Annotated in this window: 20 protein-coding genes and 1 riboswitch; of the genes, 6 read left to right on the forward strand and 14 right to left on the reverse strand. The window is 74.4% G+C overall.

Annotated elements, in window-relative coordinates; genetic code table 11:
- Positions 1–48 precede the first annotated feature (48 nt).
- From ACZCLJ_RS07415 to ACZCLJ_RS07425, 3 genes are all read right to left on the reverse strand, one after another.
- Positions 49–3,645 carry an ATP-binding cassette domain-containing protein gene (locus tag ACZCLJ_RS07415; RefSeq protein WP_463105987.1) on the reverse strand — a complete coding sequence of 1,199 codons (3,597 nt, stop codon included), beginning with the start codon at positions 3,643–3,645 and terminating at the stop codon, positions 49–51.
- A 98-nt stretch (positions 3,646–3,743) separates the two neighbouring features.
- On the reverse strand, positions 3,744–4,730 hold the full coding sequence (locus ACZCLJ_RS07420) for a malate dehydrogenase (protein WP_463105988.1): 987 nt from the start codon (positions 4,728–4,730) through the stop codon (positions 3,744–3,746).
- Between the two features lie 234 nt (positions 4,731–4,964).
- Complete coding sequence (locus tag ACZCLJ_RS07425; protein WP_251153114.1) at positions 4,965–6,182, reverse strand: NADP-dependent isocitrate dehydrogenase; 1,218 nt, start codon at positions 6,180–6,182, stop codon at positions 4,965–4,967.
- A gap of 387 nt (positions 6,183–6,569) precedes the next feature.
- Here ACZCLJ_RS07425 and ACZCLJ_RS07430 point away from each other — a divergent pair, with 387 nt between their 5' ends.
- The gene (locus ACZCLJ_RS07430) at positions 6,570–7,718 is read left to right on the forward strand and encodes an aquaporin (RefSeq protein ID WP_463105989.1); all 1,149 of its coding nucleotides are present in this window, start codon (positions 6,570–6,572) and stop codon (positions 7,716–7,718) included.
- 75 nt (positions 7,719–7,793) lie between these two features.
- On the opposite strand, the gene ACZCLJ_RS07435 is transcribed toward ACZCLJ_RS07430, so the two are convergent.
- Complete coding sequence (locus ACZCLJ_RS07435) at positions 7,794–8,228, reverse strand: DUF3017 domain-containing protein (protein WP_463105990.1); 435 nt, start codon at positions 8,226–8,228, stop codon at positions 7,794–7,796.
- A 54-nt stretch (positions 8,229–8,282) separates the two neighbouring features.
- Between ACZCLJ_RS07435 and ACZCLJ_RS07440 the strand changes: the two genes are divergently transcribed.
- Complete coding sequence (locus tag ACZCLJ_RS07440) at positions 8,283–9,650, forward strand: NAD(P)/FAD-dependent oxidoreductase (RefSeq protein WP_463105991.1); 1,368 nt, start codon at positions 8,283–8,285, stop codon at positions 9,648–9,650.
- A gap of 5 nt (positions 9,651–9,655) precedes the next feature.
- On the opposite strand, the gene ACZCLJ_RS07445 is transcribed toward ACZCLJ_RS07440, so the two are convergent.
- From ACZCLJ_RS07445 to ACZCLJ_RS07460, 4 genes are all read right to left on the reverse strand, one after another.
- Positions 9,656–11,227 carry an ABC transporter permease gene (locus ACZCLJ_RS07445; RefSeq protein WP_463105992.1) on the reverse strand — a complete coding sequence of 524 codons (1,572 nt, stop codon included), beginning with the start codon at positions 11,225–11,227 and terminating at the stop codon, positions 9,656–9,658.
- Positions 11,224–12,135: an ABC transporter ATP-binding protein gene (locus tag ACZCLJ_RS07450; RefSeq protein WP_251153107.1), complete on the reverse strand. Its 912-nt coding sequence runs from the start codon at positions 12,133–12,135 to the stop codon at positions 11,224–11,226. The genes ACZCLJ_RS07445 and ACZCLJ_RS07450 overlap by 4 nt, the downstream gene beginning before the upstream one ends.
- A 159-nt stretch (positions 12,136–12,294) precedes the next feature.
- The gene (gene purH / locus ACZCLJ_RS07455) at positions 12,295–13,965 is read right to left on the reverse strand and encodes a bifunctional phosphoribosylaminoimidazolecarboxamide formyltransferase/IMP cyclohydrolase (protein WP_463105993.1); all 1,671 of its coding nucleotides are present in this window, start codon (positions 13,963–13,965) and stop codon (positions 12,295–12,297) included.
- Between the two features lie 72 nt (positions 13,966–14,037).
- A riboswitch (ZMP/ZTP riboswitch) is annotated at positions 14,038–14,126 on the reverse strand.
- A gap of 4 nt (positions 14,127–14,130) precedes the next feature.
- Positions 14,131–15,471 carry an MFS transporter gene (locus ACZCLJ_RS07460; protein WP_463105994.1) on the reverse strand — a complete coding sequence of 447 codons (1,341 nt, stop codon included), beginning with the start codon at positions 15,469–15,471 and terminating at the stop codon, positions 14,131–14,133.
- 103 nt (positions 15,472–15,574) lie between these two features.
- On the opposite strand from ACZCLJ_RS07460, the gene ACZCLJ_RS07465 reads away from it, so the two are divergent.
- Positions 15,575–16,150 carry an ArsR/SmtB family transcription factor gene (locus ACZCLJ_RS07465; protein ID WP_463105995.1) on the forward strand — a complete coding sequence of 192 codons (576 nt, stop codon included), beginning with the start codon at positions 15,575–15,577 and terminating at the stop codon, positions 16,148–16,150.
- Here ACZCLJ_RS07465 and purN read toward each other — a convergent pair.
- Positions 16,115–16,756, reverse strand: coding sequence for a phosphoribosylglycinamide formyltransferase (gene purN, locus ACZCLJ_RS07470; RefSeq protein WP_251153103.1), 642 nt, complete (start codon positions 16,754–16,756; stop codon positions 16,115–16,117). The genes ACZCLJ_RS07465 and purN overlap by 36 nt on opposite strands.
- Positions 16,757–16,855: 99 nt before the next feature.
- On the opposite strand from purN, the gene ACZCLJ_RS07475 reads away from it, so the two are divergent.
- A complete protein-coding gene (locus ACZCLJ_RS07475; protein WP_463105996.1) occupies positions 16,856–17,422 on the forward strand; it encodes a hypothetical protein in 567 nt (188 codons plus the stop codon).
- A 26-nt stretch (positions 17,423–17,448) separates the two neighbouring features.
- On the opposite strand, the gene ACZCLJ_RS07480 is transcribed toward ACZCLJ_RS07475, so the two are convergent.
- From ACZCLJ_RS07480 to ACZCLJ_RS07495, 4 genes are all read right to left on the reverse strand, one after another.
- A complete protein-coding gene (locus tag ACZCLJ_RS07480; RefSeq protein WP_251153101.1) occupies positions 17,449–18,726 on the reverse strand; it encodes a cell division protein PerM in 1,278 nt (425 codons plus the stop codon).
- Between the two features lie 205 nt (positions 18,727–18,931).
- A complete protein-coding gene (gene sucD / locus ACZCLJ_RS07485) occupies positions 18,932–19,810 on the reverse strand; it encodes a succinate--CoA ligase subunit alpha (RefSeq protein ID WP_251153100.1) in 879 nt (292 codons plus the stop codon).
- Between the two features lie 38 nt (positions 19,811–19,848).
- Positions 19,849–21,027, reverse strand: a complete 1,179-nt coding sequence (gene sucC / locus ACZCLJ_RS07490; protein ID WP_463105997.1) for an ADP-forming succinate--CoA ligase subunit beta — start codon at positions 21,025–21,027, stop codon at positions 19,849–19,851.
- A gap of 192 nt (positions 21,028–21,219) precedes the next feature.
- On the reverse strand, positions 21,220–22,851 hold the full coding sequence (locus ACZCLJ_RS07495; protein WP_463105998.1) for an OmpA family protein: 1,632 nt from the start codon (positions 22,849–22,851) through the stop codon (positions 21,220–21,222).
- Between the two features lie 205 nt (positions 22,852–23,056).
- On the opposite strand from ACZCLJ_RS07495, the gene ACZCLJ_RS07500 reads away from it, so the two are divergent.
- Both ACZCLJ_RS07500 and ACZCLJ_RS07505 read left to right on the forward strand, forming a co-directional pair.
- Positions 23,057–23,275: a helix-turn-helix domain-containing protein gene (locus ACZCLJ_RS07500; RefSeq protein ID WP_251153097.1), complete on the forward strand. Its 219-nt coding sequence runs from the start codon at positions 23,057–23,059 to the stop codon at positions 23,273–23,275.
- Positions 23,272–23,847, forward strand: a complete 576-nt coding sequence (locus ACZCLJ_RS07505; protein WP_463105999.1) for a Clp protease N-terminal domain-containing protein — start codon at positions 23,272–23,274, stop codon at positions 23,845–23,847. Before ACZCLJ_RS07500 ends, ACZCLJ_RS07505 begins: the two co-directional genes overlap by 4 nt.
- A gap of 90 nt (positions 23,848–23,937) precedes the next feature.
- On the opposite strand, the gene ACZCLJ_RS07510 is transcribed toward ACZCLJ_RS07505, so the two are convergent.
- A complete protein-coding gene (locus ACZCLJ_RS07510) occupies positions 23,938–26,742 on the reverse strand; it encodes a UvrD-helicase domain-containing protein (RefSeq protein WP_463106000.1) in 2,805 nt (934 codons plus the stop codon).
- Positions 26,743–26,860 lie beyond the last annotated feature (118 nt).

Genomic DNA, 26,860 nt, shown 5'->3' on the forward strand with positions numbered 1-26,860 from the left:
CCGACGCCCCGGCGCCCCGACGCCCCGACGCCCCGACGCAGACGAGCGTCAGCCCGCGAGGTGCCCCCACCGCGCCGCGAGGTCGCTCCACGGTCCGACGTCGGCGACCACGCCGTCCTCGAGCACCACGACACGGTCCGCCCGCGCGAGCGCTGCCCGCTTGGACGTCGCACCGATCACCGTGGTGCCGCGCTCGCGCAGCGACGTCCACAGCTCGATCTCCGTCGCGGCGTCGAGCGCGCTCGAGACGTCGTCCGCGAGGAGGAGCTCGGTCTCCGTGGCGAGCGCACGTGCGAGCGCGAGGCGCTGCACCTGCCCGCCCGACAGCCGGACGCCGCGGTGCCCCACGAGCGCCTCGTGGCCGCCGGCCTCCACGACGTCCTGCTCCAGGCGTGCTGCGGCGACAGGCCCGTGCACGTCGCGCTCGTGACCGAGCCGGACGTTGTCGGCGAACGTCCCCGAGAGCACGCGCGGCACCTGCGCGACGTGCGCGACCTGGCCGGGACGCAGGAAGGTCTGGGCGTCGACGACGTCGGTGCCGTTCCACCGGATCGCGCCGGTGTGCTCCATGAGCCCGGCGAGGGAGGAGAGCAGGCTCGACTTGCCGGACCCGACCTGGCCGAGGAGCAGCACGAGCTCACCGCGGCGCACCGACAGGTCGACGTCCTGGACGCCGATCGTGCCGTCGTCGTGCAGGGCCGTCATGCCGGCGAGGTCGAGCCGCTCCAGCGCCTGCCGGGGGCCCGGCGCGGGCGAGGGTGCGGCGCCGGTGAGCAGGTCGACGCCCGGCGGCAGGTCCATGAGGTCGGCCCCCGCCGCGAACCGGCTCGTCACCTGCTGCCACGAGCGCGTCCCCGGGGCCTCGGTCACGACGGCGCCGGCGACGACGCCGAACCAGCCGAACCCGTTGACGGCGTTGGCGACCAGCAGAGCCGTGGCGAGGTCCCACGTCCCCGTGAGGAGCCCTCCCCACGCCGCGACGACACCGAGCTGGATCATGACCAGGGGTACGCCGTCGAGCGCCGCCTGGACCCGGTGCTCGAAGACTGCGGCACGGACCCGGCCCGCGTCGACGTCGCGCAGGTGGGCGTGCACCTGCGGCGTGCGGGCGGCGAGCTTGACGGTGCGCGCCGAGTCGAGCGCGGAGACCAGCGCCCGCCCGAACCGGGCGCGCGCGGCCGACGACCGCGTCGCCGACCGGCCGGCGATCGGCCGCCCGAGCGCCGAGGCCGTCGCCGACACGACCATCACGGCCAGGAGGACCGCGCCGGCGAGCCACGAGCCGCTGAGGAGCGCGGTGACGCCCGCGATGAGGAGGCCGTTGACGAGATCCACCCACCGGTCGGCGTACCGGGCGAAGCGGTCGGCGTCCATGGCGCGCGCGACGACCTCGCCCGGCGGGGACGCCGGGAGCCGGTGCTGTCGCGTCTGGCCGGACATGACGGCCAGGCGTACCCGGAGCAGCACCTCGATCCACCAGCGCGGGTAGACGTACACGGCCCGCGCGAGGCACAGCGGCGCGACGACGAGGAGGACCGCGAACGGCACGAGCAGCGCGACGGGGAAGCCGTCGTCGAGCCCCTGGACCGCACGTCCCCAGAGGAATCCCGTGATCGCGCCCTGTGCCGAGAAGAGGCTCGCCACGAGGAACAGCACCGCACCGACCACGCCCCACGCCGGCCGGACGAACAGGGCGTGGAGGATGCCGCGCGCGAGGCTCGGTCCGTCCCCGGGATCGCGGAGCTCGGGGGGTGTTCCGCGACGTCGCCGTCCGCCGACGGACTCCGACGGCGCCGCCGCCCCACCCGCCCCGGGACCGCTCGTCGTCGACGCGTCGGCCGCCACGACCTGCTCGCCAGGCACGCCCTCGAGGGGGTGCTCACCGGGCCCCGTCTGGGCGACGCTCGCCTCCAGCAGGGTGCGGTACGGGCCCTGGACCTGCGCGAGCGCGGCCCGCGTGCCCTGCTGGACGACGCGGCCGTGGTCGAGCACCACGACGAGCCCCGCCCGCTCGATCGTGGACAGCCGGTGCGCGACGAGGACGCCCGTGCGCGCGGCGAGCAGGCGCTCGGACGCGGCGACGACCCGCGCCTCGGTCAGCGGGTCCATGCGCGCCGTCGCCTCGTCGAGCACGACCACCTGCACGTCGCGCACCAGGAGCCGGGCGAAGGCGACGAGCTGCTCCTCCCCCGCGGAGAGCGACGTGCCGCCCGGTCCGAGCAGCGTGTCGAGCCCGTCGGGCAGACCGGCGACCCAGTCGTCGAGCCGGAGCTCGCGCACCGCGGCCTCGACGTCGTCGCGCGGCACGTCTGCGAAGAGCGCGATGTTCTCCGCGAGCGTGCCCGCGAGGATCTCGGTGCGCTGGGTGACCACGCCGACCGTGGCGCGCAGCGCCTGCAGGTCGAGGTCGCGGACGTCCGCGCCACCGACGAGCACGGAGCCGCGCGGCGGCTCGACGGCCCGGGAGAGGAGCGACGCGAGCGTCGACTTGCCCGACCCCGTGCGGCCGACCAGCGCGACCGTCTCCCCGGCCGGAACACGCACGCTCACGCCGTCGAGCGCGAACGTGCCCTCGGCGTAGGAGAAGTGCAGGTCGCGCAGCTCGATGCCGACCGGCCCCTCGGGCACGTCGCGTCCGCCCGTCGGCTCCGGCGGGACCGCGAGCATCTGCCGGATCCGCGTGAGCGCCCCGAGACCTTCCTGGATGTCCGGGAGGTGGTGCACGAGGTTGTCCGTCTGCCCGACGAACATCGCCGTGACGAGGAACAGGGTGACCAGCTGGTCGACGGCCAGGTCGCCGTCCACGGCGAGCGCCGCGCCGGCCACGGCGGTCCCGGCCAGCAACGACGCCAGCACGAGTCCGGCGCGGCGGACCATGCGCGACTCGACCGACAGCACGGCCTCGAACGTCCGGTGCACGGCGGCGGAGAGCCCGGCGAGCCGGCGGACCGCGAACGACTGGCCCAGGCTGGTCCGCAGGTCGTCGCGCGCGGCGACGGCCTCCTCGAACGCCGCGGCCTGGTCCGTCCAGGCGGCCTCCTCGATCACCTTGCGGCGGGAGATCTCCCCCAGCATCGGCCGCACGAGCAGCCAGGCGAGCAGCCCGAGCAGAGGGAAGAGGAGCCAGGCGGGCCACCACGTCAGGCCGGCGACGACCCACATGGGGACCACGCCGACGAGCGTGCGACCGGCGCCCCAGAGCTGCCGTCGCACCAGTGTCCCGACGGCGTGCGTGTCGTCGTCGACCCGGTCCAGCACCTCGCCCACGGCCTGCTCGGTGAGGGTGTCCAGCGGCTGGTGCAGCGCCGCGGTGAGCAGGTCCCCCCGCAGCGTCCCCTCCGCACGGTCGACGACGCCGGCCCACACGACCTGTCCGGCCGTGTCGAGCAGGGCGGCACCGACGATGCACGCCGCGAGCAGCTGCAGCGTCGCGGTGGCCGGGTCCTCGGCGATCCACCCCGCCACGACGGTGCCCAGAGCGGCCCCGACCGCACCCAGGGCGAGCGCGACCAGCGCGACGACGGCCTGGGGCCCGCGCAGCCGCCGCCAGCCCAGCACCCGGGCAGGGTCGAGCGTCTCGCGAGGCGGCGTCGCGCTCTCGCCGGGGTCCGTCGGGTGGCCGGTGGGGGCGGGTGCGTCGATCATGGCCCGTCGACCCTACGGTGCGGGTACGACACCGGCGCAGGGAATTACGACGCCGGGGGCCCCGCGTGGACCCCCGGCGTCGCGGGACGCTCCGCGTGTCAGACCAGCCCGAGCTCCGAGACGGCCTGCCGCTCCTCCTCGAGCTCCGCGACCGACGCGTCGATGCGACCCCGCGAGAAGTCGGAGATCTCCAGGCCCTGCACGATCTCCCACGCCCCGCCGCGCGAGACCACGGGGAAGGACGAGATCAGACCGGTCGGGACGCCGTACGAGCCGTCCGAGACCACGCCGGCGCTCGTCCAGTCGCCCTCGGGCGTGCCGAGCACCCAGTCGTGGACGTGGTCGATCGCCGCGTTCGCCGCCGACGCGGCCGACGACGCACCGCGCGCGTCGATGATCGCCGCACCGCGCTTGGCGACCGTCGGGATGAACTCCTGCTCGAGCCAGCCCTGGTCCGTGGCGAGCTCCCCACCGGGCGTCCCTGCGACGTCGGCGTGGAACAGGTCCGGGTACTGCGTCGCGGAGTGGTTGCCCCAGATGGTGACCTTGCGGACCTCCGAGACGGGCACGCCCGCCTTCTTCGCGACCTGCGTCAGCGCGCGGTTGTGGTCGAGCCGCGTCATCGCGGTGAAGCGGTCCTTCGGCACGTCGGGCGCGTTCGACGCCGCGATGAGCGCGTTGGTGTTCGCCGGGTTCCCGACGACGAGCACGCGCACGTCGTCCGCCGCGCCTGCGTTGATCGCCTGGCCCTGCGGCTTGAAGATCCCGCCGTTCGCCTCGAGCAGGTCGCCGCGCTCCATGCCCGGCCCGCGCGGGCGCGCACCCACGAGCAGCGCCACGTTCGTGCCCTCGAAGGCCGCCGTCGGGTCGTCGAAGATGTCGATCCCGGCGAGCAGCGGGAAGGCGCAGTCGTCGAGCTCCATCGCGGTGCCCTCGGCCGCCTTGACCCCCTGCGGGATCTCCAGGAGACGCAGGCGCACGGGGGTGTCGGGGCCGAGCATCTGGCCCGACGCGATGCGGAACAGCAGCGCGTAACCGATCTGACCGGCCGCGCCGGTCACCGTCACGTTCACGGGGGAAGTCATGCGCTCACTCTCCCACAACGCCCGTGCGCAGGTCGCCGCACGCATCGTCGCCCTGGGGCGTCGGTCGACGGCGCCGGGTCGACCTGGGAGGCCGGGGCCCACCGTGGTCCGGGCGAGGTGACGGGACCGGGAGCGGGGCCGGAGAGAAGGAGGGCCCCGCGAAAGGCGACCAGGACGACGAACGGCGACGCTCCCCGGAAGAGAGCGTCGCCGTCGAGACGCGTGCAGGGCGGGTCAGCCCAGGCGCGCCTTGAGGTTCTCGTCGAGCGCGGCGAGGAAGTCCTCGGTGGTGAGCCACGCCTGGTCCGGGCCGACGAGGAGCGCGAGGTCCTTCGTCATCTGGCCGGACTCGACCGTCTTGACGACGACGTCCTCGAGCGTCTGCGCGAACTCGGTGACCTCGGGGGTGCCGTCGAGCTTGCCGCGATGCATGAGGCCGCGGGTCCAGGCGAAGATCGACGCGATCGGGTTGGTCGACGTCGGCTTGCCCTGCTGGTGCTGGCGGTAGTGACGCGTCACCGTGCCGTGCGCGGCCTCGGCCTCGACGGTCTGGCCGTCGGGGGTCATGAGGACGGAGGTCATGAGGCCGAGCGAGCCGAAGCCCTGCGCGACGGTGTCGGACTGGACGTCGCCGTCGTAGTTCTTGCAGGCCCAGACGTAGCCGCCCTCCCACTTCATGGCCGAGGCGACCATGTCGTCGATGAGGCGGTGCTCGTAGGTGAGCCCGGCCGCGGCGAACTGCTCGGCGAACTCGGCGTCGAAGACCTCCTGGAACAGGTCCTTGAACTGGCCGTCGTAGGCCTTGAGGATCGTGTTCTTCGTGGAGAGGTACACGGGGTAGTTGCGCTGGAGGCCGTACGCGAACGAGGCGCGCGCGAAGTCGCGGATCGACTCGTTGAAGTTGTACATGCCCATCGCGACGCCGCCCTCCTCGGGCATGGTCACGACGTCGAACTTCTGCGGCTCGGAGCCGTCGGCCGGCTCGAACGTCATCGTGATCTTGCCGGGGCCCGGGACCTTGAAGTTCGTCGACTTGTACTGGTCGCCGTGGGCGTGACGGCCGATGATGATCGGCTTGTTCCAGCCCGGCACGAGGCGCGGGATGTTGGAGATGATGATCGGCTCGCGGAAGACGACGCCGCCGAGGATGTTGCGGATGGTCCCGTTCGGGGAGACCCACATCTTCTTGAGGCCGAACTCCTCGACGCGCGCCTCGTCGGGCGTGATGGTCGCGCACTTGACGCCGACGTTGTACTGCTTGATCGCGTTCGCCGCGTCGATCGTCACCTGGTCGTCGGTGGCGTCGCGGTTCTGGATCGACAGGTCGAAGTACTTGAGGTCGACGTCGAGGTAGGGGTGGATGAGGCGGTCCTTGATGAACTGCCAGATGATGCGCGTCATCTCGTCGCCGTCGAGCTCGACGACCGGGTTGACGACCTTGATCTTGCCCATGCGCAGATCGCTCCAACTGTCGGGGACTGGTGCCCCCGGACCGGACGGCCACCTGACGGGCCTGTCGGGCCGTCGGTCGGTTGTCCGTCGCACGCGAGGGCGTTTGCTGACCGCCGTCCAGGGTACTCGACTTCTCGACGTCAAGATACTTTGCGCGACGACGCAACCGCCCGGCACGAGAAGACCGGCGCGACCGGACCGGCAGGGCCACAGCGCGTCCGCGGCCCGGCACGGAACGTCCCGCTGGCTGAGACGCAGGTCGTCTCTCAGCCCTCTCATGGGCGATCTCCACCCGATGTCCGGGTAACGGTGGCAGGATGCGCACAGATGCCCGGATCTGCGCGGCATCGTGCCGTCATCCCGACTCCGAACACAGACAGGAACATCATGTCCCAGGACACCACCGCTCCCGGCTCAACGGGCGGACCCGTCGTCGAGGACGTCACCGTCGAGCGGACCGAGTCCGTCGCGGTCGTCCAGCCCGGTCTCCTCGCGCGCCTCGGCGCCGAGGTCTTCGGCACGTTCTTCCTCGTCCTCGCGATCGTCGGCGTGGCGATGTGGGCCCGGTTCTTCAACGGCAACCTCGTGCTCTCCGTCGCGTTCGCCGGCGGCGTCGCGCTGCTCGCCGCGATCGCCGCGGTCGGTCACGTCTCGGGCGGGCACTTCAACCCGGCCGTGACGCTCGGCGCCGCGATCGGCGGCCGGACCGCGTGGCGCGACGTGCTCCCCTACTGGCTCGCCCAGGTCGTCGGCGCCGTGCTCGCCGGGCTCGTGCTCCTCGCGACGATCCCTCGGTCGTCGCTCGACGTGCTGCAGCAGAACACCCTGATCGACGAGGCGACGACGGCGGCCCTGTTCCGCACGACCGCCAACGGCTTCGACGCGCACTCCCCGCTGACGTCCACGTTCGCGGCGGCCGGCGTCGAGGTGACGGTCGGCCTCGCGGCCGCCCTGCTCGTGGAGGTCGTCGCGACGGCCGTGCTGGTCGGCGTCATCCTCGGCGTCACGGACAACCGCACGCGCAGCACGATCGCCCCGATCGCGATCGGGCTCGCCCTCGCGGCGCTCCTCCTCGTCGCGGCGCCGTTCACCAACGCCTCGCTCAACCCTGCTCGCTCGACCGTCTCGGCCGTGTTCGGCGGCGACTGGGCGCTGAGCCAGCTCTGGCTCTTCTGGGTCGCCCCGCTCCTCGGCGCGGCGATCGCCGGCCTGTTCTACCGCGCCTTCGCGTTCGCGCCGGCGCAGGACGACCTCCTCGGCGAGGACCAGCTCGTGACGACCGAGGAGCTCGACGTCGAGGAGCCCGTCGCCGTCTCCACCGGACCGACGGCCGGTGCCGCGGCGACGACCGGCGCCACCGCGACGGCCACCGCCGACGACGCGGCGACGACCGTCCCGACCTCCTCCGAGCCGGTGACCGCCGCACCTGCGGCAGTCGCACCCGAGCCGGTCGAGTCCTCCGAGGTCGTCGAGGCCCCGCGGACCGACCGTCCCGCTGCCGAGGGCGACGACGACCCGCAGGCGCCGAAGGTCTGACCCACGGCACGACGACGCGGGGCCCGGTCCGTTCCGACGGACCGGGCCCCGCGTGCGTCGGGGGTCATGCCTCCGTCAGGGCTTCACGCCCGGGGCGAACGCGAGGAACGCGATGACCACCGCGGGTGCGAGGAAGAAGAACGTGTCGAGACCGCGCGACCGGACCGTGATGCCCACGGGGCCCGGGCCGGGGATGACCGCCCTGCACACCCCGGCGACGGCGAGGACGCCGGAAAGGACCAGGCTCGCGACCCGCGCGTCGACGAGCAGGGCGACGGCGGTGGCGAGACCGACTCCGAGGAGCACGAGCCACATCGCGGGCTGCCGCGACGGCGCGAGGCTCGCGGGCGGCTCCGGAACGGTGGCCCCCGTGGACGCCTCGTCCCGGCCCCGATCGGGCGACGGTCCGTCGGCGGACGGCTGCCCGTCGTCGTGCACGTGGTGCCACGACGGGACGATGGTCGCGCGGGGACGGTGGGTCGCCGCGCCGCGCGCGGTGACGTCGCTCACGCTCGTGCCCGTTCCACGTCCGGAAGCCTACCGCCGTGGCCTAGCGTGGCGTTCATGCCGTCCCCCGCGCGCCCTGCCCCCTCGACGTCGCCCGCGCCCCGGGGTGCCGCGGCGTCCGTCCCGTCGTCCGTCGTCGTGGTCGGTGCCGGGCTGGCCGGGGCCCGCACGGTCGCTGCGCTCCGGGCGCTGGGTTTCGACGGCGCGCTCACCCTGCTCGGCGCCGAGGGCGTGCCGCCGTACGACCGGCCGCCGTTGTCCAAGGAGCTCCTGACCCGTCCCGCGCCCGCCTGGTTGAGCGACGACCTGGGGATCGACGTCGGAGCCCTGGTGGACGACCTGCGGCTCGCCGACCCCGCGGTCCGCCTGGCAGCGCCCGACGGCGACGATCCCGCCTTCGCGGTCACCACCCGGTCGGGCGACGTCGTGCGCGCCGACGCGGTGGTGCTCGCGGTCGGTGCCGCGCCGATCCGGCCGCTCGGCTGGGAGGCCGCCAGCGTGCTGCACACCGCGGCCGACGCGGCGGCGCTCCGCGAGCGCGTCGCACCCGGGCTGCGGCTGGCGGTCGTCGGCGCCGGCTGGATCGGTGCCGAGATCGCCGGGGTGGCCGCTGGGGCGGGCGCCGACGTGACGGTCGTCGAGGCTGGCTCGACGCCGCTCGAGCGCCAGCTCGGTCCCACCGTTGGTGCGCACCTCGCGCGCTGGTACGCCCCCGCGGGTGCGCGCCTCGTGACGGGGCTGCCGGTCGTCGAGGTCGGTCCCGACGGCGTCCGGCTCGCCGACGGCGCGCACGTGGCGGCGGACGTCGTCCTCGCCGCCGTCGGTGCGCGCCCCGCGACGGCGTGGCTCGACGGCGTCGTCCCGCTGGACGCGCGCGGCGCGGTCCCCGTCGACGCGACGGGCGCCGTCCACGACGTGCCGGGGCTGTGGGCGCTCGGCGACTGCGCGACGCGCGACCACCCCGTCCTCGGGCCGGTGCCGGGCGGTCACTGGTCCGCCGCGCTCCACGACCCGGAGCCCACGGCTCGCGCGATCTTGGGTCTGGACCCCGACGGTGCGCCGCCGCACCCGCCCTACGTCTTCTCGCAGCAGCTCGGTCACGACCTGGCGCTCTTCGGGAACCCTTCCCCGACGGACGAGGTCGTCCTGCGCGGAGACCCGACCGGCGGGGCGACGGGCAGGGAGGCGTGGGCCGCCGTCTACGTCGAGCCGGGCGACGGCACGACGACCCACCGGACGGACGACGGGACCCATCGAGCGGGACGAGCCGTGCGACGGGTCCGCGCCGTGCTGCTCGTCGACTCGCCGCGCGACGTCGGCGCGGTCCGCCGCCTCTTCACGCGCACGCCGCGGCCGGAGCTCGTGATCGAGCAGGCCGTGGACCCGACCGTACGGTGGCGGGACCTCGTCCCCGCAGCGCCCTGACCGGTTCAGCGCGGGACGTCACGACGGCGGAAGCCCGCGACGGCGATCACCAGCAGCAGCACCACGACGCCCGCGACCACGGCGACCGCCCGACCGGACGCGGCCTCGGTGGGCAGGCGGCCGATCGCGTGCAGCGGCGAGAGGTCCAGCGCCCAGTCCGGCAGGCGGAGCGTCTCGCCGAGCATCTCGACGACGGCGACGTACGCGAGCGCCGCCCAGAGCGCGGCGGTGGCCCGCGGCGCGATCCCGACCAGCGCGAGACCGAGAGCGGGGACAGAGAGCACCGCCGGGAGGTAGGTGACGGTCGCCGTCATCGTGCCCCCGGCGTCGCCGCTCGCGCCTGACGCGGTCAGGGCGAGGCCGAGCCCGCCGGCGAGCGCGACGAGCCCCGCCCCGAGGAGCGCCGACGCCGCGTGCGCGCCGAGCCAGCGGCCGCGCCGGACCGCGCGGGCCAGCAGCGGCTCGAGCCGGCCCGCCGTCTCCTCGCCCCGGGCTCGGCCGACCACCTGTGCCCCGGCGCCCATCGCCATGAGGAGAGTCAGGACGAGGCAGTAGGCGACGTACCAGGACGTCGGGTCGGTGCCGGACCCCCCGAGCAGCACCTCCAGGTCGGGGTTGCCCGCGATCACGTCGTCCACGTCGTCGGTGAACGCGCCGAAGACCGCGCCCACACCGGCGGCACCGACGGCCCAGGCGGCCAGGCTCGGGCCGTGCAGGCGCACGGACATGCCGAGCTGGCCGCGACCGGACGCGCTCGCCCGAGCGGGACCGGGCCGGCTCGCGACGACCGCGCTGCCCAGGTCGCGCCGTCCGACGAGGGCGAGCCCCGCTCCCGCGAGCGCGACCGCGACGCCCAGGGCCAGCGCGAGCGGCCACACGCGCGAGTCGGCGAAGGGGCGCGTCTCCTGCTGCCACGCGAGCGGCGACAGCCACTTCCACCCGTTCCCCTCGACGTCTCCCACCGCGCGCAGCACGTAGGCGGCGCCGAGCACGCCGATGCCCGCCCCGAGGACGCCGGCGGACCGGCGCAGGAGCTGGCCGGCGAGCGTGGCCACGCCCGCGAAGACCAGTCCGAGGCCCGTCAGGGACGCGCCGTAGAGCGCGGCGTCGGCCAGGTCGACGTCGTGGGCGACGAGCGTCAGCGTCACTCCGGCGCCGACCAGGACGAGGGCCGCGCCCGCGACGACGAGCGCTGCCGCCCACGGCGCGCGGGCGCCGACGGCGCGCGACCGGACGAGCTCGAGACGACCGACCTCCTCCTCGCGGCGCGTGGAGCGCGCGACGAGCATCAGCCCCAAGAGCGGCACGGCGATCGCGGCGACGAAGCCGAACTCGTTCGCGACGACCCCGCCGAGCGTGTCGGCGCCGTACGGGGTGCCGTTGATCGCGGCCATCGTCGGGTCGGCCCCGACGGTCGCGCCGTACGTCGCGAGCTGTTCCGGCGTGCCGTAGGTGGCGTCGATCGCGGCGACCGTGGCGACGTAGGTGGCGAGGAGGCCGAGGACCCACGCGACGAGGGGCACCCGGCCGGTGCGCAGCTGCAGGCGCAGCATCGTGGTGACGCCGGAGCGGTTCACGCGCTCTGCCCGTCGTACTCGCTGAGGAAGAGCTCGTCCAGGCTCGGGGGCCGCACGGTGAGCGACGCCAGCCCGTGCCCGACGAGCGGGCGCAGCGCCGCGTCGAGCACGTCGGGGTCGACCGTGAACCGGACGTCGTCACCGGCGAGGCCGTCACCGGCCGGGGTGACGACGAGGTCGGCGACGTCCACGCCGGCGAGATCGGGTGCCGCGCCCCGGGTGACGGCGTGCACGGTGGTCCGCGCGAGCCGGCGCAGCTCCGCGACGGTGCCGGCCCGCACGGTGCGTCCGTGCCGGATGATCGTCACCGTGCGGCACAGCGCCTCGACCTCGCTGAGGATGTGGCTCGACAGCAGGACCGTCGCCCCGTCGGCGGCACGCTCGGCGACGCACTCGCGGAAGACCTCCTCCATGAGCGGGTCGAGGCCCGACGTCGGCTCGTCGAGCACGAGGAGGTCGGCGCGGGCCGCGAACGCGGCGACGAGGGCGACCTTCTGGCGGTTGCCCTTCGAGTAGTCGCGCACGCGCTTCGACGGGTCGAGGTCGAACCGCTCGACGAGCTCCGCACGTCGCGCCTCGTCGAGCGGGGCGCCCGAGGCGCCGAGGACGTCGACGCACTGGCCGCCGGTCAGTCCCGGCCAGAGCGCGACGTCGCCGGGCACGTACGTCAGGCGACGGTGCAGCGGCACCGCGTCGCGCCACGGGTCACGGCCGAAGAGCTCGACGTGGCCCCCGCTGCGCCGGACCATGCCGAGCAGGATGCGGATCGTCGTAGACTTCCCCGCCCCGTTCGGACCGAGGAAGCCTCGCACCTCGCCACGCTCGAGCGTCAGGTCGAGCCCGTCGAGCGCGCGGAACCTCCCGAACGTCTTCTCGAGCCCTCGGACGTCGACGACACGGTCCTCCATCGCTCCTCCTGCGGTCGACCGGCAGCCGGGTGGCAGATGCACCGCAGTCTCCGCCATCCGGAGGGCGCTGTCCTGTCGGCTCGCGACGGTCGACGCCGGTCGACCGCCCCGTCCCGACGGCGCACCACGCGAGGCCGGGAGGGGACGGTTCGACGCGGCTCAGTGCGCGAAGTGGCGCGTGCCCGTGAAGTACACCGTCGCGCCGGCCGCGGTCGCGGCCTCGATCACCTCGGCGTCGCGGATCGAGCCTCCGGGCGCGACGACGGCGCGGACCCCGGCGTCGAGCAGGATCTGCAGGCCGTCGGCGAACGGGAAGAACGCGTCCGACGCCGCGACGGCACCGCGCGCCCGCTCCTGACCGTCCGCGAGGGTGTTGGCCCGCTCGACCGCGAGGCGGCACGAGTCCACGCGGTTGACCTGCCCCATCCCGACGCCCACGGCGGCGCCGTCGGCGGCGAGGAGGATCGCGTTGGACTTCGCGGCGCGCACCGCGCGCCACGCGAAGGCGAGGTCGGCGAGCGTCGCCTCGTCCGCGGCGGCGCCGGTGACGAGGGTCCAGTGCTGCGGGTCGTCGCCGCCGGTGACCGTGCCGTCGGCGTCGGTGACGACCGCGTCGACGCGGTCGACGCCCTGCACGAGGAGACCACCGCTGATCGGGCGCGTCTCGACCGTGGCGGAGGGCGCGCCGTCGACCACGAGGAGCCGGAGGTTCTTCTTCGCCTGCAGCACCTCGAGCGCGTCGGGCTCGAAGCCGGGCGCGACGACGACCTCGGTGAACACCGGGGCGATCTGCTCCGCCGCGGCGCGGGTCACGACGCGGTTGGCCGCGACGACGCCCCCGTACGCCGACACGGGGTCGGTCGCGTGCGCCTTGGCGTGCGCGTCCGCGACGTCGGTGCCCACCGCGATGCCGCACGGGTTCGCGTGCTTGATGATCGCGACGGCCGGCTCGGCGTGGTCGTGCGCCGCGCGCCAGGCGGCGTCGGCGTCGACGTAGTTGTTGTAGCTCATGGCCTTGCCGTGGAGCTGCGTCGCCTGCGCGAGCCCGGCGGGGCCGTGCCCGGTCGTGTAGAGCGCCGCGCGCTGGTGCGGGTTCTCGCCGTAGCGCAGCACGTCGGACCGGTCCCACGTCCCACCCATCCAGGCCGGGAAGCCGCTGGAGACCGTCGCACCGTCCGCCTGCACGAGCTCGTCGGTGGGCGCGACGACGTTGCCCATCCAGGACGCGACGGCGACGTCGTAGGTCGCCGTGTGCACGAAGGCGGCGGCCGCGAGCGCCTTGCGCTGCGCGTACGTGAAGCCGCCGGCGCGGACGGCGTCGATCACGGCGTCGTAGGCGGCCGGCTCGACGACGACGGCGACGCTCGGGTGGTTCTTCGCCGCGGCGCGGACCATGGACGGTCCGCCGATGTCGATCTGCTCGACGACCTCGTCCGGGCCGGCGCCCGACGCGACGGTCGCGGCGAACGGGTAGAGGTTGACGACGACGAGCTCGAACGGGGAGATGTCGAGCTGGGCAAGCTGTTGCATGTGGTCCTGCTTGCGCGAGTCGGCGAGGATGCCGGCGTGCACGCGCGGGTGCAGCGTCTTGACGCGCCCCTCGAGGCACTCGGGGAAGCCGGTGAGGTCCTCGACCCGCGTGACGGGGATTCCCTCCGCGGCGATCGTGGCGGCGGTCGAGCCGGTGGAGACGAGCTCGACGCCCGCGGCGTCCAGCGCGGTGGCGAGCTCGACGAGCCCGGTCTTGTCGTAGACGCTCAGGAGCGCGCGGCGCACGGGGCGCTGTTCGTCGTCGGCGAGCTGGACGTCGGGGGCCGAGGGTGCGGACATGGCGAGGGGCTCCTCTGGGTCGCGGTCGGTGCGTCGGTCCCGCGGGTGCGGTACCGGTGCCGAGTGGCAGAACCCAGGCGCCCAGGCGGTCGACGCACCAGCAGGTAGTTCCGGCCGCTCCCCGGTGGTCGTTCCCACCCTCGCCAGTCGCGGCCGCCGCCGAGTCTACCGGGGCGCCGCCTCGGCGAGCGCGCGGGCGTCGTCCGCCCACGTGTCGGGTGTGCCCACGCGCCACAGCGAGCGCGAGGTGCTGAGGCAGGCGACGGTCACGACGAGGAGACCGGCGAGCACCGCGAGCGCAGTCCCGATCCCGTACCGCGCGAGCAGACCGCTCCCGACGAGCGGGACGAGCGGGCCTGCTGCGAGGCCGGTGAGGCCCAGGACGGACGCGAGGCGGCCCTGCATCTGGGCCGGCGTGATCGCCGCGGCGTAGCCGGACAGACCCGCGTTCACGGCGGGGACGAGCAGGACCGCGGGCGGGAGGACGACGAGATAGGCGACGTACGACTGCAGCAGGGCCATCGCGACGGCACCGGTCGCGAGCACCCCGAGCGCGACGACGACGAGCGCTCCCGCGCGGAACCGCGCCACGAGGCGCGGGGCCAGCACGGCGCCGACGAGCACCCCGAGCCCGACGGCGAGGTCGACGAGACCGATGAGGACCGGCGTCGTGCCCGTGCGCACGAGCTCGAGGTTGATGCCGATCATGAGGCCGCCGAACGCGACGTTGATGACGACGAACAGACCGAGCAGTGCGCGGAAGAGCGGCACCGACCAGACGAAGAGCAGCCCTTCGCGCAGCGCCGCCACGGGACGGGTCGCGCGCGCCTCGGCGACGTCACCGTTCAGCGGTTCACGCACGAGCCACGTGCACACGGCGGTGGCGAGGTGCCCCACGGCTGCCGCGGCGAGCGGGATCGCGTGCGACACCGCGTAGAGCACGCCGCCGAGCGGGCCGGCGAGGAGGCCCGCCGCAGCGTCCCTCCCCTGCGCCGCGGCGAGCGCGGTCGGCAGCTGGGGCACGGGGACGACCGAGCGGAACGCACCGCTCGTCGCCGGGTCGACGAGCGCGCCGACCACGGACGCCCCGAAGAGGGCGGCCGCGAGGTGCCAGGTGGTGAGCGCCCCGAGCCCGGCCGCGACCGCCACCGTCGTCCACAGCAGCGTCCCCACGCCTGCCGCCGCGACCACGAGCCGACGGCGGTCCACCCGGTCGGCGACCACGCCGGCCGGCAGGGTCGCGAGGAGCGCGCCGACCTGCCCGACGGCGGCGACCACGCCCGCCTGGACCACCGAGCCCGTGAGCCCGTACGCGACGAGCGGCACGGCGAACAGCGCGACCCCCGCCCCGAGCGTCTCGGCGGTGAGCCCCGTCATGAGCAGCATGTACGACCGGTTGCGGAGCAGGCGCGCGGGCGAGGGGGCGTCGGCGACGGGCGCGACATCGGCGCGGTCGGTCGGCAGGGGAAGTGTCTCCCGGAGGCCCGGGTCCTGGCTCGTGGTCATGGCAGGACAGTAGTTGCGCAGCGATTATTGCGCAACAGTGTTTGCGCACTTGTGGTTGCGCACCGACGGTTGCCCTCGGGAGGAGCGTTGCTAGCCTCGTCGTGTGCTCGAGACCTTCCGCGTCCAGGACCCTGCTGCGCTGCGGGCGATCGCCCACCCCTTGCGGCAGCGGATCCTCATCGAGCTCGCCGCACTCGGCCACGCCCGTGCCGCCGACCTCGCCCGCGCGACGGACGAGCCCGCCAACGCGGTGAGCTTCCACCTCCGCGTCCTGGCGAAGGCCGGGATGATCGTCGAGGCGCCGGAGCACGCGCGCGACCGTCGGGACCGGGTCTGGACCAACGTCGCGAAGAGCTACGCGGTCGAGCCCGGTACGCCGGCGGCGATGCGCGACGTCGTGGTCCCCGCCCTCCGGTGGGCCGAGGAGACGTTCCGCCGGGCGAACGCCTCCGGCGAGTCGCGCGACGACCGGATCCTGGCCCTGAGCACGTTCCTGCTCGACGACGAGCAGGCGGCAGCGTTGGTCACCGAGCTCCAGGACGTGCTCGAGCGCTGGTCGGAACGGTCGCTCGAGGCGGCGCGCGCCGCGCCGGGAACCCGGCGCGAGACGTACCAGCTGCTCGCGGTCCTCGCGCCGCAGGCGCTAGCCGAGGACGACGCGGCGGCCGTCGACCCGTAGGCCCTCGCGCGCCACGCGGCCCACGGTCTCCACGAGGAGCGCGCGCTCGGCGATCTTGATGCGCTCGTGCAGGCTCGCCTCGTCGTCGTCGTCCTCCACCGGGACGGCCACCTGGGCGATGATCGGCCCGGTGTCCACGCCGTCGTCGACGACGTGCACGGTGCACCCCGTGACCTTCACGCCGTAGGCCAGCGCGTCGCGCACGCCGTGCGCGCCCGGGAAGGACGGCAGCAGCGCCGGGTGGGTGTTGACCGTGCGGCCGGCGAAACGACCGACGAACGCGGGGCCGAGGATGCGCATGAAGCCGGCCAGCACGACGAGGTCCGGGCGGAACACGTCGACCGCCTGCACGACGCCCTCGTCCCACGCGGCACGGTCCGGGAAGTCGCCCGGCTCGACCACGACGGCCGCGACCCCGGCGTCGCGCGCGAGGTCGAGACCACCCGCGGCGGGCTTGTCCGAGACGACGCCGACGACGCGCGCGCCGTAGGCGGGGTCCTCGTGGGCCGCGAGGATCGCGGCGAGGTTGCTGCCCGCCCCCGAGACGAGGACGACGACGCGTGCCGCGGACGAGGACTCGACGAGGTGGCCGGACGGCGTCTGCACTGTGCTCCCTGGGTCGGCGGCCGGGCGCGAAGGGTCCGCGACCCGCCCGCCCGATGGGAGAGAATGTACCCCGAGCACGCACGCAACCGAGGAGTCGCCTTGGGCAACCCGTACGCCCCGCCCCGCCCGGACGCCCCGCCGCGTCCCGGACCCGGCGACGCGCCGCCGTCGGCTCCCGGATCGGGACCGCCGCGGCCCGACCGCGAGACCCCGCCGGTCCCGCCGGCGCCGGGTCCGACACCCCCGCCACGGCCGACGCCCGAGCCGGAACCCGTCGACCCCGAGACCGCGCGCCTCGCCACACGACGCGTCCTGCACTTCGGGCTGCTCCTCCTGCTGGTCATCGTCCTGAGCGCGCTGCCCTTCCCCTGGCAGATGGCCAGCCTCGCGGTCGCCGTCGCGGCGGTCGTCGGCGGCGTGCGAGCCCTCGTCGCCGCGTGGCGGGCCCGCGTGCGGGGTGCGCTCGTGCCCGCGCTGGCGATCGGCGTCGGGCTCGCGGTCCTGCTGACGTTCCAGCTCCTCGCGGTCCTCGTGACGTGGGACGTGGCGATGGAGCACCAGCGGTGCCTCGACGGGGCGATCACGGTCGCGGCGGAGGAGCGGTGCGAGACGGCCCGGATCCAGGGGATCCAGAGCCAGGTGAACGGGCTCGTCCCGCAACCCTGACGCGCGCCCCGGCGCTGGCCGCGGGCTCAGGCGCCGGAGCCGAGCACCGCGTCCTCGGCGTCCTCGTCCCGCTCCGCGTGACGACGCCCGAGCGGGTCGAGGCGCGCCCACACGAGCGCGAGCGCCGCACCCCCGCCGATCTCGGCCGCGGCGAGCAGGCCCACGAGGAGGCCGTCCGTCCCGACGACGGCGAACCGCCCCGGCCCGACCGCGCCGCTGCCCAGCCAGGCCGCGACCCCGAGCAGCAGACCGGCCGCCGCCGCGACACCGCCGGCCGCGAGCGCGACGTCCGACCAGCGGACCTCACCGTCCCGGTCGCCCGCGACCTCCGGCAGGCGGCTCGCGACGAAGACGCCGGCCACGACCCCGAGCACGACGACCACCGCGGGGAGCCAGGCCGTCAGCGCGTTGGTCCAGTCGTCCCCGGGCAGCGCGCCGAGCAGCGGGATCGCGGGAAGCGCACCCGGTTCCGAACCGGACGCCGCGAAGGTGCTGCCCTCCCCCACCTCGAAGCCCGGCCCGACGAGCCAGGCGGCCGCCCACAGCACGAGGTTCGGGAGCACCGCGAGCTGCGCCACCGCCAGGACGACGCCACCGACCGGGCCCGGGGCGAGCCCCGTGACGATGTCGCCCGACGTCGCCCGACCGGCGACCACCCAGGCGCCGACGACGATCGCCGAGACCCCGACGAGCAGGCTCACCCCGAGCAGCCCTCCGCGCAGCCCGAGCCGGACCGTCGGCGGGAGCCACGCGTCGGCCCGGTGTGCGAGGTCTGCGACGAACGGGGCGTCGGGGCGCACGAGCATCCCGGCCCCCAGACCGACGCCTCCGACGAGCGCGCCCCCGACGAGCGCCACGGGCAGGCCCCACACCGGGGTGGTCCCGGCGATCAGCGCGACGCCGAGCGTCGCGACCCCGTAGGTCACCGTTCCCGCGACCCACGCGGAGAGGGTCGTGTGCGCGGAGCGTCGGGCCGAGGCGAAGCAGCAGAAGAGCGCGAGCGCGGTGATCCCCAGCGGGACGAGGGTGACGGTCGCTCCGCTCGCGACGAGCGGCACGCCGTGCCCGAGCAGCCACAGGCCCGCGGCGACGGTCACGGACTGGCCCCAGCCGTCCGACGGCGTCCCGGTCGACGCGGCGACGAAGGCTGCCAGCCCGGGAAGGACGACCACGAGGAGCGACAGGACGAGGGCCTGGAGCGCCGCGACGACCCCGGAGGCCGCGCGGCGCGGAGCGACCGGCACGGGGGGCGCGGTGCCCTCCACGGTGCGCGGGCGGCTCCCGGTCGTGCTGGTGGTGCTCATGGTCCTCATCGTCGTCGATCGGGCGCGTGCATCGGGTGAACCGGCCCGGCGCGCCAGCGTACCCGCCGGGTCGTCGGCCCCCCGCGCTGCTCGAGCGCGGGAGCACCCACGCCGCACGCAGGTCGAGCCCGGCACGACGACGCCCCGCCTCCGGCGAGCGGAGGCGGGGCGTCGTGGACCGTCGGGGCGCAGCGCGCCCCGCGGGTCAGGAGAGGATCTCGCGCATGAGCGCGGCGGTCTCGGACGGCGTCTTGCCGACCTTGACGCCGGCGGCCTCGAGGGCCTCCTTCTTCGCCTGCGCGGTGCCGGACGAGCCGGACACGATGGCGCCCGCGTGGCCCATCGTCTTGCCCTCGGGGGCCGTGAAGCCCGCGACGTAGCCGACGACCGGCTTCGTGACGTTCGCCTGGATGAAGGCCGCGGCACGCTCCTCGGCGTCGCCGCCGATCTCGCCGATCATGACGATCGCCTCGGTCTCCGGGTCCGCCTCGAACGCGGCGAGCGCGTCGATGTGCGTGGTGCCGATGATCGGGTCGCCACCGATGCCGATGGCCGTCGAGAAGCCGAAGTCCCGCAGCTCGTACATCATCTGGTAGGTCAGCGTGCCCGACTTGGACACGAGGCCGATCTTGCCCGGGCCCGTGATGTTCGCCGGGATGATGCCGACGTTCGACTTCCCGGGGCTGATGATGCCGGGGCAGTTCGGGCCAATGAGGCGCACGCCGGCCTGCTGCGCGAGCGTGAAGAACTCGGCGGAGTCCGCGACGGGGACGCCCTCGGTGATGATCACCGTGAGCGGCATGCGCGCGTCGATCGCCTCGACGACGGCGGCCTTCGTGAACGCCGGCGGCACGAAGATGACCGACACGTCCGCGCCGGTCTGCTTCATCGCCTCCGCGACGGAGCCGAACACCGGGACGGTCACGTCACCGGGGAACTCGACGCTCTGGCCCGCCTTGCGGGGGTTCACGCCGCCGACGACGTTCGTGCCCGACGCGAGCATGCGCGTCGTGTGCTTCATGCCCTCCGAGCCGGTCATGCCCTGGACGATGACCTTGGAGTCCTCGTTGATGAAGATTGCCATGTCTGTGTCTGTTCTCTCTCGGGTCGTCTCGGGCGGGCTCAGGCGGCGGTGGAGGCGGCGGCGAGCTCAGCAGCCCGGTCCGCGCCGCCGTCCATCGTCTCGGCCAGCGTCACGAGCGGGTGGTTCGCCTCCGCGAGGATGCGACGTCCCTCCTCGACGTTGTTGCCGTCGAGGCGGACGACGAGCGGCTTGTTCGCCTCGTCGCCGAGGATGGCGAGCGCCTGGACGATGCCGTTGGCGACCTCGTCGCACGCGGTGATGCCGCCGAAGACGTTGACGAGCACGCTCTTGACCTGCGGGTCGTTGAGGATGACGTCGAGACCCGCGGCCATGACGGCCGCGGACGCGCCGCCGCCGATGTCGAGGAAGTTGGCGGGCTTCACGCCGCCGTGCGCCTCGCCGGCGTACGCGACGACGTCGAGCGTGCTCATGACGAGCCCTGCGCCGTTGCCGATGATGCCGACCTCGCCGTCGAGCTTGACGTAGTTGAGGTCGTTCTCCTTGGCCTTCGCCTCGAGCGGGTCCGCCGCGGCCTTGTCCTCGAGCGCGGCGTGGTCCGCGTGGCGGAACCCGGCGTTCTCGTCGAGCGTGACCTTGCCGTCGAGCGCGACGACCTGGCCGTCCTCGGTCTTGACGAGCGGGTTGACCTCGACGAGCGTCGCGTCCTCGGCCTGGTAGACCGTCCAGAGCTTCTGGATCGTCTCGGCGACCGCGTCCTTGACGTCTGCGGCGAAACCGGCCGCCTCGACGATCTCCGCGGCCTTCGCCGCGTCGATCCCGACGGTCGGGTCGACGGCGACGCGCGCGAGCGCCTCGGGACGCTCGACCGCGAGCTGCTCGATCTCCATGCCGCCCTCGACGCTCGCCATCGCGAGGTAGGAGCGGTTCGACCGGTCGAGCAGGACGGAGAAGTAGTACTCCTCCGCGATGCGCGCGCCCGCGGCGATCATCACGCGGTGGACCGTGTGGCCCTTGATGTCCATGCCGAGGATCTCGGACGCCTTCTCGGCCGCCTCCTCGGGCGAGTGGGCGAGCTTGACGCCGCCCGCCTTGCCGCGGCCGCCGGTCTTCACCTGGGCCTTGACGACCACGGTGCCGCCGCCGAGCTGCTCGGCGCCCGCCCGGGCCTCGTCGGGGGTCGTCGCGACGACGCCGCCCAGCACGGGCACGCCGTGCTTCTCGAAGATGTCACGCGCCTGGTATTCGAACAGGTCCACCCTGCTGCGTCCTTCCGTCTGATGCGCCGTGTGCGGCATGACCGATGTCTCGACATCAAGACATCCCCGTACAGGGTAGCCCTCGCGGGCGACGGCACCTATCCGGGCCAGGCGAACGGTGCTCGACCGCCGCTGTTCCGTTGGTCACGTCGGGCGGGCCGCGGGCCGGGCCAGCGCGCACCGCTCGTCCGGTCAGCCCGTGACGGGGACCTCGTCGAACCGCACGGGCGAGCTGCCGTCGGTCGCGGTGGCGTCCGGCACGTCGACCACCACGACGTCCGCACCCGTGTCGGGCCACACGACGGTGACCGCGGTGCCGAGGCCCGGGTCGAGAGAGCCCACGATGGCCTCGGCGAGCGGGTTGCGCACCACGTCCGTGTACAGCGTGGGGTCGACGAGGTAGTCCGCCGGGTAGACGCGCGTGCCGCCGTCGAGGAGCGTGACGTTGCCGGCACCGAGGTGGTTGCCGGTGAGGTCGCCGCGCCCGTCGTACGTCGACCCGAGCACCGACACCAGCGAGGCGTGCTCGGTGCCGACGTTGCTGACCCTGAGGTCCCCCACGAGGTAGCCGCCCACGCGGCGCACGTCGACGAGCTCGACGTCGAGCCGGTGCGTCGCGCCGAGACCGTCCGGGTGGTCGAGGGTGGCCGCACCGAGCCCGTCGACGGTCGGGCCCGAGGCGGCGGGAGCGGCCCCGGGCTGCGGTTCCTCGGGGAGCGCGCTGGGCTCGGGCGCCTCGGGCGTGAACTCGACGGTCACGCGCCGGTTGAGCGCACGGGCCTCGTCCGAGGCCTGCTCGGCGACCCGGTCGCTCTCGCCCCGGCCCTCGACGAGGACGTCGAGGGCACCGAGGTCGGCGAGCGTCGACAGACGGTCCGCGACGGCCTGTGCGCGACGCTCGGAGAGCTCCTGGTTCGCCGCCTCGTCGCCCACGTCGTCGGTGTGGCCGACGACGACGAGCTCGCCGCCCTCGGCGAGCGCCACCTGCTCGGCGACGACACCCAGGGCGTCGTCGGCACCCGCGCCGAGGTCGGCGGAGTCGACCGCGAAGAGGACGTCCGAGTCGACGGCCATCGTCACCGTCTCCTCGTCCTGACGCGTGCGGACGGCGCCGGAGGCCTGTGTGCTGTAGGACTCGAGGAACGCGACGGGCGCGACGACGTCGGCGCCCTGCCCCCCGTCCAGCTCGGTCGGGGCGACGGTCAGCCCGCCTGCGTCGTCGGCCTCGACCACCGGCACGTCCTCGACCAGCCCGACGGACGGGACCAGGACGGACGTGGTCGCGGTGGTCGGCGGGTCGAACGCGACGTAGCCCACGCTCGGCTCCTTCCCGGCACCGAGCTGCCAGCCGCCCTCGAGGAGGCCGACGGGCTCACCGGAGGCGGTGTGCGCGGCCTCCCGGACGACGCCCGCGTCGAGGTCGACGAGCCGGACGCCGGAGAACGACTCGTCCTGGCTCAGCGTGCGGTTGGCGAGCTCGTAGCCCAGCATGACCGTGCTCTCGCCGGCGGTGCCCTCGACCTCGACTCGCAGGACGGCGAGATCGCCGTGCACGGCGACGGGACCGACCCGCACGTCCGCCTCGGCCCCGTACAGGTTCACGGGCACGACGACGGGTGCGGGATCGGTCGAGAGCACGGGGCGCTCCGTGGCCGACGGCTCGGCAGGAGCCTCGGCGGCGCCCTGCGAGCAGGCGGCGAGGAACGCCGCCGCCAGCGCGGCGGCCACCGCCACGTGCGCGCGGCGCAACCCTCGTCGGGCCGGGACGACCCGTCCCTGGTCGCCTCGTGCGCGGTCGTCACGTCCGTGGTCGGCGCTCGTCATGGGTTCCCCTCGTCGTCCCGCGGCTCTCGTGCCGGCCGCGGCTCTCGTGCGGCCCGCGTCGCCGTGCCGGCCTGTCCGGCAACCCGGGCCGCGTACAGCCCGGACGACCTTAGCGGTGAGCGACGGACGCGCCGTCGGCGTCCGCGGCGCGGAACGGGCGTCAACGCGAGTTGACACCTCGTGTACGTCAACCTAGATTGACGACATGGATCCCGTCGACATGGACGCCGCCAGCAGCACCGACCCGGACGTGGGACTGCGCGCCGTGCGCTCGCTCCGCACCCTCGCGGAGCGGCTCGAGGTGCTGCAGGTGGAGAACGCCCGGGCGCTCGGCTGGTCGTGGCAGGAGATCGCCGAGCGTCTCGGCGTGAGCCGGCAGGCGGTCCACAAGAAGCACGGCACACCCCGCAACCGGAGGTCATGATGTTCGAACGCTTCTCGTCCGACGCCCGCGCGGCCGTCATCGGTGCGCAGGAGATCGCGCGGCGTCGCGGTGCAGGGTCGATCGAGGCGGTGCACCTGCTGCTCGCCGTGTCCGAGCAGGAAGACGGCGCGGCCGTCCGCGGGCTCGACGCGGTCGGACTGACGGCACCGGCGCTGGACCGCCTGGCCACGGCGACCGAGTCTGCGGACGCCTTCGACGGCGACGCGCTCGCCGCGCTGGGCATCGACCTCGACGCCGTGCGCGCCAGGACCGACGCCGCCTTCGGCACGGGCGCGCTCGAGCGTGCGGGCCGGAGACGGCGCCGGGGGCACCTCACGTTCACGAACGAGGCCGCGAAGGTGCTCGAGCGCTCGCTGCGCGAGGCGCTCGCCCTGCGCGCACCCGCGATCGACTCGGGGCACGTGCTGCTCGCGCTCCTGCACGACGAGGACACGTCTGCCTGTCGCACCCTCGTCGCTGCCCTCGCGGAGACGGGCTCCGACCCCGCCGCCCTGCGTGCGGTGCTCACCGGACAGGGGTCGGCGGGCGACAGCGGCCGCGCCGCGTCCTGACGACGTCGCCAGCGCGTCGCTCTCGCCGCCGGGTGTCGACCCGACCGGGCACCCTCCGCGGCCCGCGCCGCCGAAGACCCGGGCAGGCGCTCAGAGCTTCGTGACCGGCGAGTAGCGCAGCAACAACCGCTTCGTCCCGTCCGCCCCGAAGTCGATCTTCGCGACGGCGTTCGGCCCGGCCCCCTCGAGCGCCACGACCGTCCCGAGCCCGTAGGCGTCGTGAGTCACCTTGTCCCCCAGCGACAGGTTCGGGATGTCGGTGTCCTGCCGCGGCGTCGCCGACCCGAACGTCGCCCCTCCCGACGAGGAACTGGACCCGGACGACCGCCCGGGCGACCCGAACGACGAGCGCGCCGAGGGGGTCGATGCCGGATCGTGGCGGGCCTGGCGGGAGGAGCCCGAGGAACGAGGGCTCCGGATGGTAGATCCGGCATCGACCCCCTCGGCGCGCGAACCCGACCCGGACCACGAGCCGCGGTATCCGCCGCCCGAGCCGCGGCCCCACACGGAACCGCCGGCGCGCAGCGTGGCCATCGACGACTCCCGGCGCCGCCAGTCCCACAGCTCCTCCGGGATCTCCTCGAGGAACCGGCTCGGCGGGAACTCGTTCGCCATGCCCCACGCGGACCGGACCGCCGAGCGCGAGACGTAGAGCCGCTCGCGCGCGCGGGTGATGCCCACGTAGGCGAGGCGGCGCTCCTCGGAGAGCTCGGCGTCGTCGTGCAGTGACCGCATGTGCGGGAACGTCCCGTCCTCCATGCCGGTGAGGAACACGACGGGGAACTCGAGGCCCTTGGCGGTGTGCAGGGTCATGAGCGTGACGACTCCGGGGTCGACCTTCTCCTCGGCCGTGCCCTCGTCGCCGTCCGCGACGTCGTCGGCGGGGATCTGGTCCGCGTCGGCGACGAGCGAGACGCGCTCGAGGAAGTCGGACAGCGTGCCCTCGGGCTCGAGCTCGGTGAACTCGGTCGCGACCGCGTGCAGCTCGGCGAGGTTCTCGACGCGCGTCGCGTCCTGCGGGTCGTCGCTCGCGCGCAGCTCGGCGAGGTAGCCCGTGCGGTCGAGGACGGCCCCGAGCACGTCTGAGGGTGTCGCGCCGGAGTCGGCGAGCTCGCGCAGCCCGGCCATCAGCTCGACGAAGCCGCGCAGCGGGTTGAGCGTGCGGTTGGTCAGGCCGGGGATCTCGTCGATCCGGTCGAGCGCGGCGCCGAACGAGATCCGCTCGCGGTCCGCGAGCGCCGCGACGGCGCCCTCGGCCCGGTCGCCGAGGCCGCGCTTGGGGGTGTTGAGGACGCGGCGCAGGTTGACGTCGTCGTCGAGGTTGTCGATGGCCCGCAGGTACGCGACGGCATCCTTGACCTCGCGTCGCTCGTAGAAGCGCGTGCCGCCGACGACCTTGTACGGCAGGCCGACGCGGATGAGCACCTCCTCGAGCGCCCGGGACTGGGCGTTGGTGCGGTAGAAGACGGCGACGTCTCCTGGCCGCACGCCGTCCGTGTCACCGAGGCGGTCGATCTCCTCGGCGACGAACCGTGCCTCCTCGTGCTCGTTGTCCGCGACGTAGCCGATGACCTTCGCGCCGGCCCCGGAGTCGGTCCACAGACGCTTGGGCTTGCGGTCGGGGTTGCGCGAGATGACGGCGTTGGCCGCGGAGAGGATGTTCTGGGTCGAGCGGTAGTTCTGCTCGAGCAGGATCGTGCGCGCGTCGGGGTAGTCGGCCTCGAACTCGAGGATGTTGCGGATCGTCGCGCCGCGGAAGGCGTAGATCGACTGGTCGGCGTCGCCGACGACGGTGAGCTCGGCAGGGTCCAGGGCGGGCACCTGGGCCTCGCCCGTGCCGCTCGTCGCAGGGTCCGTCGCGGCCGAGTCCTCGCCCACGCCCGCGAGCTCGCGCACGAGGACGTACTGCGCGTGGTTGGTGTCCTGGTACTCGTCGACGAGCACGTGGCGGAACCGGCGGCGGTAGTGCTCGGCCACGGCCGGGAACGCCTGGAGCAGGTTGACCGTGGTCATGATGATGTCGTCGAAGTCGAGCGCGCTCGCCGCGACGAGACGCGCCTGGTAGCGGGTGTAGACGTCGGCGAGGACCTGGTCGAACTCGGGCACGTTCGCACCGCGGGCACCGAGACCGTCGGCTGTCGCGTGGGCGCCGGACTCGCGCGCGTACGTCTCCGGGTCGATGAGCTCGTTCTTCAGGTCGGAGATCTTGTTCGCGAGCGACCGCGCGGGGTACTTCTTCGGGTCGAGGTCGAGCTCGCGCGTGACGAGCGTGATGAGCCGCTGGGAGTCCGCGGCGTCGTAGATGGAGAAGCTCGACCGCAGCCCGAGCGTCTTCGCCTCGCGCCGCAGGATGCGCGTGCACGCGGAGTGGAACGTGGAGACCCACATGTTCCGCGCGGCCGGCCCGACGAGCGTCTCGACGCGCTCCCGCATCTCGGCCGCGGCCTTGTTGGTGAACGTGATCGCGAGGATCTGCCCGGAGCGGGCGCGACCCGTCGCGAGGAGGAACGCGATGCGGTGCGTGAGGACGCGCGTCTTGCCGGACCCGGCGCCGGCCACGATGAGCAGCGGCCCACCGGCGTGCACGACCGCCTCGCGCTGCTGGGGGTTCATGCCGTCGAGCAGCGCGTCGGGGTCGATGTGCGCGTACCGTCCGCGCCGCTCCCCCGTTCCCTCCGCGACACCGGGCACCGTGCCCGACGACGCGGGGTCGTCAGGGCTGCCGGCCCGCCCCGGGCCCGGCACGGGTGACCCCCCGCCGTCGGGCACGGCCGGGTCGTCGGTCCAGCGCGGGGTCGTCCGCGGGAGGCGGGACTCGCCGCCGTGGTCGACGCGCGGGCCGTCGAACAGCGTGTCGAGGCCGGGCAGCGGGAGATTCTCGAAGAGTGAAGCCATAGCCCTCCCAGCGTAGGCGCCACGACCCACACCCGGCGCCCACCCCCGCCGTGCCCGCCCGACCGGGTGATGGCCCCGATCGATGAGTTCGACCCACCCGGGCCGTCGGTACCGGTGG

Source organism: Cellulosimicrobium sp. So1_17 (assembly GCF_055181235.1).